15 protein-coding genes are annotated in these 14,766 nt (G+C 58.0%); 5 read left to right on the top strand and 10 right to left on the bottom strand.

Annotation, left to right across the window (positions count from 1 at the left end; all coding sequences use genetic code 11):
• Positions 1–375: 375 nt before the first annotated feature.
• Positions 376–1,119: an SDR family oxidoreductase gene (locus AC07V9_RS09845; protein WP_495015531.1), complete on the bottom strand. Its 744-nt coding sequence runs from the start codon at positions 1,117–1,119 to the stop codon at positions 376–378.
• A gap of 135 nt (positions 1,120–1,254) precedes the next feature.
• On the opposite strand from AC07V9_RS09845, the gene AC07V9_RS09840 reads away from it, so the two are divergent.
• From AC07V9_RS09840 to AC07V9_RS09820, 5 genes are all read left to right on the top strand, one after another.
• On the top strand, positions 1,255–2,172 hold the full coding sequence (locus tag AC07V9_RS09840; RefSeq protein WP_495015530.1) for a LysR family transcriptional regulator: 918 nt from the start codon (positions 1,255–1,257) through the stop codon (positions 2,170–2,172).
• 124 nt (positions 2,173–2,296) lie between these two features.
• Positions 2,297–2,959 (top strand): hypothetical protein, encoded by a 663-nt coding sequence (locus tag AC07V9_RS09835; protein WP_495015529.1) that lies wholly within the window; start codon positions 2,297–2,299, stop codon positions 2,957–2,959.
• Between the two features lie 117 nt (positions 2,960–3,076).
• Positions 3,077–3,667 (top strand): DedA family protein, encoded by a 591-nt coding sequence (locus AC07V9_RS09830; protein ID WP_495015528.1) that lies wholly within the window; start codon positions 3,077–3,079, stop codon positions 3,665–3,667.
• Between the two features lie 92 nt (positions 3,668–3,759).
• On the top strand, positions 3,760–4,545 hold the full coding sequence (locus AC07V9_RS09825; protein ID WP_495015527.1) for a transporter substrate-binding domain-containing protein: 786 nt from the start codon (positions 3,760–3,762) through the stop codon (positions 4,543–4,545).
• A gap of 82 nt (positions 4,546–4,627) precedes the next feature.
• The gene (locus AC07V9_RS09820; RefSeq protein WP_495015526.1) at positions 4,628–5,602 is read left to right on the top strand and encodes an ATPase; all 975 of its coding nucleotides are present in this window, start codon (positions 4,628–4,630) and stop codon (positions 5,600–5,602) included.
• Between the two features lie 14 nt (positions 5,603–5,616).
• Here AC07V9_RS09820 and AC07V9_RS09815 read toward each other — a convergent pair whose 3' ends face one another.
• The 9 genes from AC07V9_RS09815 to hmpA form a co-directional block, all read right to left on the bottom strand.
• Positions 5,617–6,240 (bottom strand): CatB-related O-acetyltransferase, encoded by a 624-nt coding sequence (locus AC07V9_RS09815; RefSeq protein ID WP_495015525.1) that lies wholly within the window; start codon positions 6,238–6,240, stop codon positions 5,617–5,619.
• A gap of 40 nt (positions 6,241–6,280) precedes the next feature.
• Positions 6,281–7,183 (bottom strand): glycosyltransferase family 2 protein, encoded by a 903-nt coding sequence (locus tag AC07V9_RS09810; protein WP_495015524.1) that lies wholly within the window; start codon positions 7,181–7,183, stop codon positions 6,281–6,283.
• Positions 7,184–7,426: 243 nt separating this feature from the next.
• Positions 7,427–8,317: a heme o synthase gene (cyoE, locus tag AC07V9_RS09805; protein ID WP_495015523.1), complete on the bottom strand. Its 891-nt coding sequence runs from the start codon at positions 8,315–8,317 to the stop codon at positions 7,427–7,429.
• A 10-nt stretch (positions 8,318–8,327) separates the two neighbouring features.
• The gene (gene cyoD, locus AC07V9_RS09800) at positions 8,328–8,660 is read right to left on the bottom strand and encodes a cytochrome o ubiquinol oxidase subunit IV (RefSeq protein WP_495015522.1); all 333 of its coding nucleotides are present in this window, start codon (positions 8,658–8,660) and stop codon (positions 8,328–8,330) included.
• A complete protein-coding gene (locus tag AC07V9_RS09795) occupies positions 8,661–9,287 on the bottom strand; it encodes a cytochrome o ubiquinol oxidase subunit III (protein WP_495015521.1) in 627 nt (208 codons plus the stop codon). It lies immediately after the preceding gene.
• A gap of 3 nt (positions 9,288–9,290) precedes the next feature.
• The gene (gene cyoB / locus AC07V9_RS09790) at positions 9,291–11,309 is read right to left on the bottom strand and encodes a cytochrome o ubiquinol oxidase subunit I (RefSeq protein ID WP_495015520.1); all 2,019 of its coding nucleotides are present in this window, start codon (positions 11,307–11,309) and stop codon (positions 9,291–9,293) included.
• 3 nt (positions 11,310–11,312) lie between these two features.
• Complete coding sequence (cyoA, locus tag AC07V9_RS09785) at positions 11,313–12,248, bottom strand: ubiquinol oxidase subunit II (protein WP_495015519.1); 936 nt, start codon at positions 12,246–12,248, stop codon at positions 11,313–11,315.
• A gap of 468 nt (positions 12,249–12,716) precedes the next feature.
• Positions 12,717–13,226, bottom strand: coding sequence for a disulfide bond formation protein B (locus AC07V9_RS09780; RefSeq protein ID WP_495015518.1), 510 nt, complete (start codon positions 13,224–13,226; stop codon positions 12,717–12,719).
• Between the two features lie 284 nt (positions 13,227–13,510).
• The gene (gene hmpA, locus AC07V9_RS09775) at positions 13,511–14,692 is read right to left on the bottom strand and encodes an NO-inducible flavohemoprotein (protein WP_495015517.1); all 1,182 of its coding nucleotides are present in this window, start codon (positions 14,690–14,692) and stop codon (positions 13,511–13,513) included.
• Between the last annotated feature and the right edge of the window lie 74 nt (positions 14,693–14,766).

Below are 14,766 nucleotides of genomic sequence, written 5' to 3'. Positions count from 1 at the left end.
GCGGAGTTCAGCGAACCGCGATTCAGGGCCTGAAAACTAGCGCGAGCTTTTTTGCCGAACAACCCTGCAGCCGGAATTCAGAAGTTTCCTACAGACTCGAACGCTGCTCGGCTACTGATTGGGTAGCTGCGAAGTTCGATTAGCTATCGTACTAGTTGCGAGATTCGGAACGAACTGTGGGAGCGAATTCATTCGCGAGAGGCCCGTACAGTCGACACCTATCGGTCGTCTGTCCAAACATCATCGCGAATGAATTCGTTCCCACAGGGTTTGCTCGCAAGGCGTTGAATCACAGGTGTCGCAAACATCAGCTGTCGCAGGCATCAGGTGTTGCGACAGGGCTTGGCTCTACCCAACGCAACACCTCTCATTACCTTAGAAATCCTGCGAAGTCGGCCGCAGTACGATCTCATTGATATCCACATCCCCCGGCTGTTCGATGGCGAAGGCAATCGCGCGCGCGACGGATTCAGCCGGGATGGCCTGCTTGTAGAACTCGTTCACGACATCGGCACTGGGCTGGTGGCCACTGCCCAGTTTCAGCTCTGAATCCACAGCCCCCGGCTCGATGGTGGTGGTGCGGATCTTGCCGCCGACTTCGTGGCGCAGGCCGTCGGAGATGGCGCGCACGGCGTATTTGGTGCCGCTGTAGACCGAGCCGCCCGGGCTGAACACTTTGATGCCAGCCACCGATGAGATGTTGATGAAGTGGCCGAAACCTTGAGCTTCGAACTTGGGCAGTGCAGCGGCGATGCCGTAGAGGACGCCTTTGACGTTGATGTCGATCATGCGGTCCCACTCGTCGACGCGCAGTTCGGAGAAAGGGGCGATGGCCATGAAACCTGCGTTGTTGACCATGACATCGACTTTGCCGAAGTCCTGGATGGCGTTTGCGACCAGTGCCTCGAGGTCTGCACGACGGGTGACGTCGACGGTGTAGGCCGTTGCTTCGCCGCCTGTAGCTTTGATGTCCTGGACGATGACGTCCATGCGTTCCTGGCGACGTGCGCCTAGGACGACTTTGGCGCCGAGTTTTGCCAGGTGGCGGGCGGTGGATTCGCCCAGGCCGCTGCTTGCGCCGGTGATGACGACGACTTTGCCTTGGATGCCATTGCTCATGATCAATCTTCTACACATTTAAGAGGGTGGTTACGTGTTGAGAGCAAGTTTGCAGTGGATATCTGCATCAGAAAATGGAAGAGTTTGGCTTTGAGAATTCCACTTTCTGGAACACGCTTTCGAGAGGACTGATCAGTGCTCAATCGCATGGAAATGCTGCGGGTCTTTTTGGTGGCCGTGGAGGCGCCGAGCTTTCGTGAGGCGGCAAACCGCTTGGGCACATCGCCACAGAAGGTCACGCGGGCGATTCAGGAACTGGAGCGGATGTTCGCCGAGCCACTGTTTCATCGCAGCACGCGACAGGCCCAGGTCACGGCCTTCGGGGCGCAGATCGCGCAGGAGGCGCGGGAGACGTTGAATCAGTTTGACCGCCTGTTCGTCGCTCATGCCAAGCAACAGAGCAGCGGGGTCACCGGGCGGGTGGGAATCACGGCGCCCCATGCCATCGGCAAGCTGTATCTGGCGAGGTTTCTCAAGCCCTTGATGCAGGCCAATCCGGGCTTACGCATCGAACTGAGCCTGGATGACGAACTGACCGATGCCGTGGCTTCGCGGATCGACATCGGCATTCGCGTTGGTATGGTGCGAGACCGGCGTTATATCGCGCGGGCGGTGTGTCCGGTGCCGTTGATGGTCGTGGCGGCGCCCTCGCTGGTCCAATCCACCGGCGTGCCCAAAAACCTTGAGGATCTGAAGCAACTGCCGCTGTCGGTGCTGATCGACCGCAACAATGGCAGGCCCTGGCCATGGTTCTTCGCCGCCAGCCAGACATATCTGCCGCCCTCCCCTGCATTCTGCTGCGACGACCCGGAAACCGAGCTGGAGTTTGTACTGGCAGGGCTTGCCTTCGCGCAGATGCCGCTGTATCTGGCCGAACCCTGTTTGAGCGAAGGGGCGCTGGTGGAGGTGCTGCCCGAGATCGCGCCGCCATCGATCGATCTGATGATTTACCGCACGCAGTCAGGCCCTGTACCGCCGCGTGTACGAATGGTCTACGACCACCTGATGAAATGTCTGGGGGATTCGCAGATGTTTCCAGCGCGTAAGCCTTGAGCAACACCGCGCTTGTATTGGGTCCCTTCCTCTACAAACCCGCAGTTCTCAACTAGCCTGAACAGTGACTGATCCAAAGCGAATGGACCAAATGTTTAACCTCGCTGATCGGATAAAAACAACAATGAAAGATCCCTACGCGTTCGGTTTCTATTGCGCCCTTTTCGCGCTTGCCGCGATGACCGGGTCTGTCTTTTACGAGTCTTACACAAGTGCCGGTGTTTCAGGTGCGGCACGGGCCTACGACGTTATCAATTCCTGTTCGGCCCTTGTGCAGGCCCTGGCGGCAATCGGCCTGGTGGGGCTTGCGTTCAAGGCGTACCGAGCCTGGAAGAACGAGATCATTCACAACAAGGCGCTGGGCATTATCTGGGACGCCAATGTGGCGTTTCGCGAGATCGAGCTGAGCTTCAACGAATGGTTCTTCGGGCCCAATGCCGTGGAAAAAGCCAACAGTGAGGGGGCGCGAATCACGTCGTTACTGGCCGCCAGCCCATTCGGGGCGAGCCTGCGCAGCTTCAAGAAGCAGTGCATCCTCATCGACAAGGTGGTGATCAAGGACGACTGGCAGTGGGTCAACCACGCCACCGAGCTGGACATGCTCGCCCGCGTGCTGAGCATGGACGCCTTTCGCCCCACCACCAAGGCCAAGGAAACCGCCAACATCATCGACTTTCTGTACTCGCGCGAAGGTGAGGCGCTGAAACGGACTCAGGCCGAGTGGGAAATGTTGATGAAGGTGATCGAGAAAGATCTCGCAGCGCTGGAGGCCGAGTACAGCGAATGAGCTTCACGGCGGCGCGCGAAACAGGATAGAACTGTTGGCGCGCCGATCAGGTCCAAGGGCATGCCTTCCGCTGGATGTCCTGGCGGCTGACCCCTTGCCTTGAGGCCGCTGTTGCCCATGTTTGAACACGTCGACATCCATTATCTGCTGGTCAATTACGGCTATTGGGCGGTGTTCATCGGTTGCTTGCTGGAAGGCGAAACCATCCTGATTCTTGGTGGCCTGGCAGCGCATCAGACGTCTTTGCGCTTGGTCGACGTTATCCTCATTGCCACGCTGGGCGGCATGCTCGGCGACCAGATCCTGTTCTGGACCGGGCGCTATTTCGGCCCGCGCATCCTACCCCGCCTGCACCGTCAGAAAGCCACGATCGACCGGGTGTCCGCGCTGATCAAACGTTACCCCACGATGTCGGTGTTCTCGGTGCGCTTTCTCTACGGCATGCGCCTGGTGGGGCCGCTGGTGATTGGGGCGAGCCGCCTGTCACCGATCCGTTTCTCGCTGATCAACCTGCTGGGCGCCGCGGTCTGGGCCACGCTGTTCGTCATGGGTGGCTACTGGGCGGGCGAGGCGCTGGAGAATCTGCTGGGCAACCTCAAGCCCTATCGCCTGCCGATTTTCATCGGCGTGGTGGTGCTGGCGGCGGGGGTGGCGTTGTATCGGCATCATCGGGCCAAGGTTCGAGCGGGTCGGGTCGCCGAAAAGTAACTCACGCCGGGAATCGCTTACTGCACCCTTCCCATCCAGCCTTCCCACCCTCTATAACGGCAAACCGGAACGTTGATTACAGGGTTGCCACCATGAACACACGCATTACCTCCTCACTGTTGCTCGGCCTGCTGGGTGTTGTTCAGGCACAAGCGGCGGAGCCGGTTTCGCATCTGGATTCCGTGCTGCAGAAAGGCACGCTGGCCGTCTGTACCACCGGGGATTACAAGCCGTACACCTTCCACACCGCCGATGGGCAATACGAGGGGATCGACATCGAGATGGCCCAGGCGCTCGCGCAGAGCCTGGGGGTCAAGCTTGAGTGGGTGCCGACGACGTGGAAAACCCTGATGCCTGACTTCACCGCGGGCAAATGCGACATCGCCATGGGCGGGATTTCAGTGACGCTGGAGCGGCAGAAGAAAGCGTTTTTCAGCAACACCCTGGATGTCGACGGCAAGGTTCCGCTGGTGCGCTGCGACGATGAATCCAAGTACCAAACCGTCGAGCAGATCAACCAGCCAAAGGTGCGTCTGATCGAACCGCAGGGCGGCACCAACGAGGCGTTTGCCCACGCGTATCTGCCCAACGCCTCGCTGGCGTTTCATGACAACAAGACCATTTTCCAGCAGTTGCTGGACAAGCAAGCAGACGTGATGATCACCGACGCCTCGGAGGCGCTGTATCAGCAGAAGCGCCTGCCGGGCCTTTGCGCGGTCAACCCGTCGCGCTACATGCAGTATGGCGAGAAGGCCTACCTGCTGCCTCGCGACGATGCGAGCTGGAAGGCCTATGTCGATCAGTGGCTGCATTTGTCCAAGGCCACGGGCGCGTACCAGAAAATCGTGGGCGAGTGGTTGGCGGTGCCTGGGCAATGAGCCCTGCCTGAGGGCTTGTGCAAGCCTCTGGCGATTGAGCATCATGGCCCTATGATTCTTCGCCAGGGGACCCGGCCACTTCATGAAAACCAGCAGGAGCATCACCCGCGCGTTTTGCATCGAATTGCAGCAGGAGCTGTCGATCGTGGCGGCGCGCCGTGAGTATTTCTCTCAGGAGCCGCCCCGTGCGCGCTTCAGTTTCCTGTGTTCGAGCGAAGCCTGTCGCGCGCAGGGCGTGAGGATCACCGGGGTGCGCTACGACGTCAAACCCCAGGAGAACCCCACCTTCGTTGCCGCGCATTTCCGCGCCAATCCTCATTACGAGCACCACGCTGACTGCGAGTGGGTCGACGAGACCGACGTGGCCAAGCAAATGTCTGCACTCGATGAAACCGAGTCGCAAACAGCGCTGCGCAAGGCCAAGCGCAAACTGGACGACTACATCGACGTGTTCGATCCCGTACTCAAGGAGGGGGCAAAATCAAAGCCTTTCGCAGCCAAGCCTGACGAGGCACTGGACGAAAAGCCTGCGCATATCACGCCTGCATCTGACACCCCGAAAGGCAAACAGACGACAGAAACCCGCACCAACAACCTGGAGCGTCTGGTCGACAGCTTTCGTCAGGCTCAGGCGCAGCTGAGCAAGGAAGAGTTCGCGCTGTTGACCCTGCGCATTCCGGGCCAGGGCGAGGTGTCTCTGCGCTCGTACTTGCGCCACATCAAGTACGCCCAGCCGGGTGAGGACAAGCGCGTCCTGTACGGCGGCGGGCTGGTGGAGCGTTATGGCACGGGCTTCAAGTTCAGGTTCTTTGATCGGCTGCAGGGCAAACGGGTGACGCTGTACGTCTCGCCTGCGCAGATGCAGGCCTATCGCTCCAGCCGCTACATCAGCGAACTGCTGAGCCATGCCGACGAGGTACGCTTCTTTACCGTGTTTGCCTTGGGCACCCTCGCGGTTAGCCCGTCCGGCAAGAGCATCAGCGTTGAAATCGAAGACTTGCGGCACCTGGCGATCGTGCTGGGGCCGGCGAAAGAACAGGCCCCGGAACCGAAATAGCCCTGTATCTGGGCTTACGCCGCGCTGCGCGAACGCACGTATTCGAGAAATGTCTCGAGGTCGGCACCTGAGAGCATACGTGCGACGGACTTCACCTCGTCCATCGGCCAGTCCCACCAGGCGGCCTGCAGAAGTTGGTCACGAATCCCTTCTTCAAAACGCCAGCGAATGAATTTGCAGGGGTTGCCGCCGACCACCGCGAACGGTGGCACATCGCGAGTCACCACCGCTCCCGCCGCAACGATCGCGCCGTGACCGATGGTGACGCCAGACAGGATGGTGGCATCGGCGCAGATCCAGCAATCGCTGCCAATGACCACATCGCCTTTGCTGGGCGCGTAATCCTTGATGTCTTCCAACCCCTTCATCATCGCCGGGAATGGGTAGGTGGTCAGCCAGTCGGTGCGATGCTCGCCGCCCAGCAACACCTTCACCCCGGCGGCGATTGAGGTGTAGGAGCCGACCCGCAAGATGGTGTCGTCGCCGAACTCGAACACTTCAGGAATGCCATAGGTGCCAGTGCCGACGACGTAGTTCGGGTAGCGCAGGCGAATTTTCTCCGGCGCGCGTTCGAGCTTGTCGAGGCTGCGCAGGCGCTTGCGGGTTTTGCGGGTCTTGAGCAGTTCGAGGAATTTCATGCAGGTATCCGGAAACGAAAACAGACGCACCCGCCGCTGATCAACCGTTCTGACGGTGCAGCAACAGGCGCTTGAAGCGACGCAAAGTGGTTTTGTTGAACTGGCGCAGCGGAATGGAGCGCAGCAAGCTCCAGGCGTATTTCTTGTCGCTGACGACAGCGTACTTCAAGGCCTTGTTGATGATGGCTGTCAGGCCTCGGCCATACGCGGGGTGCGAACGATAGGGGGCGATGGTGCGCATGTCGGCGTCGAGCAATACTTTGTAGCGACGCGACAGATTGTTGGGATGACGACGATAGCGGGTCACGGTCACCGGCAACACATGCACTTCATAGCCTTTGCTGGCGATCTTCAGGGTCATCTGAAAATCCTGCACGCGGATGTCGGGGTCATAGAAATCCACGGCGCGCAGCGCGGTCATGCGGTACAGCGACACCGGCGCACCCACCACCACGGCGTCCGCAAGAATCTCCTCGAAACTCAGCTTCTTGATGGCCGAGAGCTTTTGCGTCTTGGTGTCGTTGCCATCCGAATCCATGTAGATGATCAGCGCGCCGACGCAGCCCACTTCAGGGTGCTGATCGAGGTAGTCGGCACGCAGGCGCACCGACGAAGGCAGCATGATGTCATCCAGATCCGGGGTGCAGACGTAGTCGCCGCGCGCGTATGTCAGGCCATGGTTCAGCGCGGCGCTAACCCCCTGGTTGGCCTGAGAATAGAGTTGAAAATCGTAGGTTTGCTGCAGTTTTTCAAGCATTGCGACGCTGTTGTCGCTCGATCCGTCATCAATGATGATGACTTCGAAATTTGGGTAGTCCTGCGCGAAGATGCTGGCGATCGCAACATCCAGATACTTTTCTGCGTTGTAGCAGGGAGCGATGATCGATACGAGGGGCATCGATTCATTTCCTGTCCGGACGGCTGGGGTGGTGTGTTCAGTCATACGCGTGTTTTTTGCTTCTCTACGACGAGATCGTGTGTGTTTCGTAACGATCCTTGTACAAAACCAGCACATGATGCGGCAAAGCGATCACTTTTGTCATGGACAGAATAGGGACTGTGCGGCCAGAAAAGAAGCCACTGCCTGCATCAAGCAGTAATTGCTCTGAAGGGAGCACACTCATCGACCCATAAAAAAACCCGTCGTTCTCGCGAACGACGGGTTTTTTGTGTTGCTTTCGGGCGTCTAAGGCGCTGCGTATGTAATCAGCAGCTCCTTAGTGACCTGAAAATCCAGCGACATCGCCACGCTCAAGGCTGTAATCGTGAAGATGGAGAACACGAACAGCTTGCGCGCCCAAACGGTGTCATCCTTGGCCTTGTAGCCTGTCCAGGCCATGTACAGCCAGTACATGCCCATGGCTGCGGCAACGGCCAGGTAGTTGAGCCCGGCGTAACCGCCGAAGGTCAGCATCAGGGTCGCCAGCAGAAACGCCAGGATGTAGATCAGGATGTGCCGCTTGGCCACCCGGATGCCGCGCTTGACCGGCAAAACCGGAATCGAGGCCGCCAGGTAGTCGTTGAAGCGGAAAATCGCGATGGCATACGAGTGAGGCATCTGCCACAGGCTGAACATGACCAGCAAGGTCAGCGCTGCAAGGTCGAAGCTGTTGCTGACTGCGACGTAACCGATAACCGGTGGCATCGCACCCGACAAACTGCCAACCAGCGTGCCGTGAACGGATTTGCGCTTGAGGTACAGGCTGTAGAAGCCCACGTAAATCACGAATCCGATCACTGCGAACAACGCCGCCAGCGGGTTGGCCTTGAAGTACAACAGGCCGACACCCACCACACCCAGCACCGTGGCGTAGACCAAGGCGAGTTTCACAGAAACCAGGCCCTGAACCAGGACACGGTTTCTGGTGCGCTCCATTTTCAGATCGATATCACGATCGATGCAGTTGTTGAAAACACAACCGGAAGCCACGACCAGCGACGTACCGATCATCGCAATAAGGAACAGGCCAAAATCGACATGCCCCTTGGATGCGAGGAAAAAGCCACCAGCCACCGAAAGCACGTTACCGAAAATGATCCCCGGTTTGGTGATTTGGATAAAGTGCTTCAGTGACATCAGGTTTTCCTCACTTCGCCATCATGAACGTGTGAATGCTGAACATGATCCACACAGACAGACCGACCAGCAGAAGGATGACCAGCGACGCGAACGCGAAAGTGATCACGTTGTTACGCTGGGCTGCCGAACGGTCCAGGTGCAGGAAGTACACCAGGTGAACCAGAACCTGCACGATTGCGAAGATCAGCACGATCCACAGAGTGGCGGCTTTCGAAAGCGTCGGGAACATCACCAGACCGAAAGGAATCGCGGTCAGGATGATCGACAGGACGAAACCGACCATGTACGACTTGAAGCTGCCGTGGCTGGAATCGTCGTGGGAGTGATGCGAATTAGCCATTTAAATGGTCCCCATCAGGTAGACAACGGTGAACACACAGATCCAGACAACGTCCAGGAAGTGCCAGAACAGGCTGAGCATGCTCAGGCGGGTCTGGTTGGTCGAAGTCAGGCCGTTCTTGCTCACCTGATACATCAGGATCGCCATCCAGATCAGACCGCTGGTTACGTGCACACCGTGGGTACCGACCAGCGTGAAGAACGCCGACAGGAAACCGCTGCGGTTAGGGCCGTAGCCTTCTTCGATCAGCAGGTGGAATTCGTTGATTTCCATGCCGATGAAGCCCAGACCGAACAGGAAGGTGATGAACAACCAACCCAGAACGCCAGCCTTGTTGCCTTTGTGCATCGCCAGCATCGCGAAGCCGTAGGTGATCGAGCTGAGCAACAGGCAGGCGGTTTCGCCCAGCACGTATGGCAGCTCGAAGATGTCGTGGCCCGAAGGACCACCGGCGACGTTGTTAACCAGTACTGCATAGATTGCGAAGATCGACGCAAACAGGATGCAGTCGGTCATCAGGTATATCCAGAAGCCGTAGATTTTCATCTCGCCGGCATCGTGGTGATCATGGGCGTGGTCATGATCGTGATCGTGACCTTTCGCCCCATCAAATACTAAGTTCGACATTGTTTATGCCTGCTCCAGCTTGTTGACAGGAGAGTTCGCCTGGGCGTTACGCACCGAGGCCAGGATCTTGTGTTGCTCGCCTTCAATACGTGCCACTTCGGCAGCCGGAACCATGTAGCCCTGATCATCACGCGAAGCGTGGATGACGAAGTAGACGATGGTGCCGATCAGACTGGCAGCGGCCAGCCAGAAGATGTGCCAGATCATCGCGAAGCCGAAGACGGTGAGCAGAGCGCCCATCACCAGGCCAGTCGCGGTGTTGTTCGGCATGTGGATGTCGGAGTACTTGGCCGGAACCTTGTACGCTTCACCATCACGCTTGGCGGCGTAGAACGCATCGATTTCTTCAGCCTTCGGCAGTTCTGCGAAGTTGTAGAACGGCGGCGGCGAGGAAGTGGACCACTCCAGGGTGTGGCCATTCCATGGGTCACCGGTCAGATCGCGGTTCTGCTCGCGGTCACGGATACTTACGTAGATCTGGATCAGCTGACAGGCGATACCGATCATGATCAGCGCGGCGCCCCAGAAGGCAACGTGCAGATAAGGCGTCCAGTCCGGGTTGTCAGTGGTGTTCAGACGACGGGTCATGCCCATGAAGCCCAGAGCGTACAGGGGCATGAATGCCACGTAGAAGCCCGAGATCCAGAACCAGAACGCTGCCTTGCCCCACTTCTCGTTCAGTTTGAAACCGAACGCTTTAGGGAACCAGAACGCGAAACCTGCGATGTAGCCGAATACGGCACCACCGATGATCACGTTGTGGAAGTGCGCGATCACGAACAGGCTGTTGTGCAGAACGAAGTCAGCACCCGGGATGGCCAACAGTACGCCGGTCATACCACCGATGGAGAAGGTGATCATGAAGCCCAGGGTCCAGCACACTGGCGCGGTGAAGCGCAGGCGGCCCTGATAGATCGTGAACAGCCAGTTGAACAGTTTCACACCCGTCGGGATGGAGATCAGCATCGTCGCCAGACCGAAGAAGGCGTTGACGCTTGCACCCGAACCCATGGTGAAGAAGTGGTGCAGCCACACCATGAAGCCCAGCACCGAAATCGCGCCGGAAGCGTAGATCATCGAGTGGTGGCCGAACAGGCGCTTGCCGGTGAAGGTCGAGATGACTTCGGAGAAGACACCGAACGCCGGCAGAATCAGGATGTAAACCTCAGGGTGACCCCACGCCCAGAACAGGTTCACGTACATCATCGGGTTACCACCCAATTCGTTCGTGAAGATGTGGAAGTCCAGGTAACGGTCCAGGGTCAGGAACGCCAGGGTGCCAGTCAGGATCGGGAACGAAGCCACGATCAGGACGTTTGCCCAAGTGCAGGTCCAGGTGAAGATCGGCATGTCCATCAGTTTCATGCCTGGGGTGCGCATCTTCAGCACGGTAACCAGGAAGTTGACGCCTGTTAGCGTTGTCCCCAGACCCGATAGCTGCAGTGCCCAGATGTAGTAGTCCACACCCACGCCCGGGCTGTAGCCCAGCTCGGAAAGCGGCGGATAGGCAACCCAACCGGTACGTGCGAATTCGCCGACGCCCAGAGACACGTTCACCAGAACCACGCCAGAGATCAGCAGGTACAGGGACAGGGAGTTCAGGAATGGGAAGGCAACGTCGCGAGCGCCGATCTGCAGAGGCAGAACGATGTTCATCAGACCGGTGAAGAACGGCATCGCCATGAAGATGATCATGATCACACCGTGAGCGGTGAAGATCTGGTCATAGTGTTCAGGCGGCAGATAGCCAGGCGAACCTTCAGTGGCCAGGGCCAGCTGGGAACGCATCATGATGGCGTCGGCAAAACCACGCAGCAGCATGACCATGGCGATGATGATGTACATCACGCCGATTTTCTTGTGGTCGACCGACGTCAGCCACTCGGTCCACAGGTAGGTCCACTTCTTGAAATACGTGATCAGACCGAAAACCGCCGCACCGCCGATAGCGATCATGGCGAGCGTGATCATGACTATCGGTTCGTGGAACGGTATCGCGTCCAGACTTAATTTACCAAACATCGTTTACTCCTCTGCCTGCGCAGCTGAATTCTTGCCCATGTCCATCCCTTCCATACCGGCCACTTCTTTCTTCTCGTGGACAATCTTGCCCGGCTTCATACCCTCATACTTGTCGATGATGATCTGGAACAGGTTCGGAGTGACCGAGGAGTAGAGTTCAACGGGGTTACGCTCGCTAGGCTTGGCCAGAGCGGTGTATTCGTCGTTTGCCAGTTTTTTCGGAGAATTCTTGACCTCGGCGACCCAGGCGTCGAAACCAGCCTGATCGGTAGCCGTTGCCTTGAACTTCATGCCGGTGAAGCCTGCGCCGCTGTAGTTGGCGGAGATACCGTCAAACTCGCCATTTTCGTTGGCGATCAGGTGCAGCTTGGTCTGCATGCCGGCCATCGCGTAGATCTGGCCACCCAGTGCAGGGATGAAGAACGAGTTCATGACCGAATCGGAAGTGATGCGGAAATTGATCGGGGTGTGAGCCGGGAAGACGATCTTGTTGACGGTGGCGATACCCTGTTCCGGGTAGATGAACAGCCATTTCCAGTCAAGCGCGACCACTTCGATGGTCAGAGGCTTCACGTCGGATTCCAGCGGACGGTATGGGTCCAGCGCGTGGGTGGACTTGTAGGTCACATAGCCCAGCACGATGATGATCGCCAGAGGAACCAGCCACACCACTAGTTCGATCCTGGTCGAATGGGCCCAGTCAGGCGTGTAGGTTGCGCTCTTGTTCGAGGCGCGGTATTTCCAGGCGAAGATGATGGTCATGAAGATGACCGGCACCACAACCAGCAGCATCAGCAAGGTTGCCGTGATGATCAGATCACGCTCTTGCATGCCGATGTGGCCCTTGGGATCCAGCAGGGTGTAATCGCACCCGCTGAGCAGGAGCATGCTGAAAAGGGCCAAGAAGCCAAAAAACCTGGGGTACCTTTTTTTACTCATCTCACGACCTCTAAAAGCAGCTTTCGCATCGCAGTTGGGTTTCGACCGCCAACACTTCACCCTGCCAGGTGCTGGCAAATTTTTGGGATTGAACAGGGGCCTGTCAGGAAGCTTATGGCCTCGTAACAATTCCGGTTTTGCTGTGGTTTCTTATTCGAATGGTGGCAACCGCCAATGCGGTCCAGATCCCTTGGCGCAGACATTCAGAATTTGACGCAAGAGGCCATCCAAACGGTGTCTACAAGGCGTAAAAACGCTTTCTGGCCTCGATTTCCGCCGCCTATCAAGTGATGGGGGCGTTAAGTGGGGGCGATTGTAGATACGTAAAGTTTTATTGACTATGAGTTTCTGCGCAACAGTTAATTTCCGGATCTGTAAGAATGCGCGCATATGCCGCACCTCGAAAACCCTGGAAGGCCCCAAAAAACCTAAGGCATTCGGGGCGGTTTTTTACGCAAGACTTTGTAATCAACGCGCTTTCATTCTGTTACGAATGATGCCAGTCGGTACCAGAATTACAGTGAGAACAAAAGCGATGAGTGCCCATTGCGCAAGCGACAGTCCGAACACTGGCGGATATGGCGTCTCACAGAAGCCCGCGACCTGAAAACCGAGAGGAAACAGGTTCGCCAGTGGCAGCCCGTCGACGATGGGTTGCAGGACGTCAATCCCGCAGCTCTCGGTGGGATGGCTCTGAATCCAAACGTGACGCCCCGCTGCAACAATCCCGCCCACGGCACTCAAGGTCACCAGCGCCTCGCAGATGGTCAGACTCAAACGGCCCGGCATGGCTGCGCCGATGAAGGCGAAGATGGCGATGAACAGCAACGCGTACCGCTGCAGGATGCACAGCGGGCAAGGCGCCTCGCCCAGTACGACCTGCATGTACAGCGCCCCGCCGATCAACGCCAGGCTGATGATGCCCAGCAGGACCAGGAACTGCTTTTCGCGCCGCAGGTAAATCATCTCGTCAGTCATTCACATACCCTTTGAATGTGGTGTCCGTCAGATCGACAGATCTGTCTTGTCACGTGCCCCGGCTGTCGGGAAAGCCGGCAATTCTACCATTGTCGCGGCAGCACGCCGGTGCAGATGGTGAACAGGTCCGCATTACCCGAACATTAAGCAAAACACGTAACAATCGACCCCCACTCCCCCGTCTCCTTCTATATATATAGAAGCGTGCGACGCTTTGCCGCAGGGACGAATCGCCACACCCTTCCTTATATATAGAAGGATGCGGCTTTATGTCGCAGGTCGGCTCACTCCAGCGCAGACGCCGGGCCGAAGAACTCGTAGCGCGCCTGCTTGTCCGGCACACCCGCGGCCTTCAGCTGACGCTTGACCGCGGCCATGAATCCTTTGGGCCCCAGGAAATATGCATCCAGATCGCGGTCTTCCGGCAGCCACTGCTCCAGACGCGCCTGATCCAGCAGCCCGACACCGTGGGCCGCAGGGCTGACGCCGTCGTCCTCGCTGTACAGGTAGAAGCGCTTGAGCTGCGGATGCTTGCCCGCCAGATCTTCGATCCAGTCGCGAAAGGCGTGAACCGAACCGTTGCGTGCGCAGTGGATGAAGTGCACCGGGCGAGAGGTGTCCAGCGCTGCCTGCAGCATCGCCAGCGTCGGAGTAATGCCAACGCCACCACTGATCAGCACCAGCGGTTTATCGCTGTGGGCCAGAGTGAACTCACCCGACGGCGCGAACAGGCTGATACTGTCGCCCACATTCAGCTTGTCGTGCAGGTAATTGGACGCCCGCCCGCCAGGCTCGCGCTTCACGCTGATACGGTACTGGTTGTTGCCGGCGAGCGCCGACAGCGAGTAGTTGCGACGGATCTCCTCGCCGTCCACGAACAACTGCATGCCGATGTACTGGCCGGGGGTGAAGTCGAGGATCGGCTGACCATCGGCCGGCGCGAAGTAGAACGACGTGATTTCCGCGCTTTCCGCCACTTTGGCCACGACCTTGAACTCACGCGCGCCGCGCCAGCCGCCCGGAGCGAGAGCCTTCTCTTCGTAGATCTGTTCTTCAGCGCCGATCAGAATGTCTGCCAGTTGCTGATAGGCATTGCCCCAGGCTGCGATGACTTCGTCAGTGGCGATTTCGGCACCGAGCACTTCGCGGATGGCTTCCAGCAAGCACTCGCCCACCAGCGGGTAGTGCTCGGGCAGGATCTGCAGGGCGACGTGCTTGTTGATGATCTTGGCCACCAGATCGCCCAGTTGTTCAAGCTGGTCAATGTGGCGCGCATACATCAACACGCCATTGGCCAGGGCGCGAGGCTGATCGCCACTGGCCTGATGGGCCTGGTTGAACAGCGGGCGAACCTGCGGGTAGCGGCTGAGCAGCTTCTTGTAGAAATATGTGGTCAGGGCTTCACCGCCGCTTTCGAGCAGTGGGACAGTGGATTTGACGATGGCACGATCCGAAGCATTCAACATGATTGACCCCTGCGACTCGGTAAGTAATGGACTACCTTGCCTGTATCAGGAAACGTGCCACAATTAATTTCTAT

This window comes from Pseudomonas sp. GW821-FHT02A11, assembly GCF_059421985.1.
This window is presented reverse-complemented; position numbering and strand designations above follow the sequence as displayed.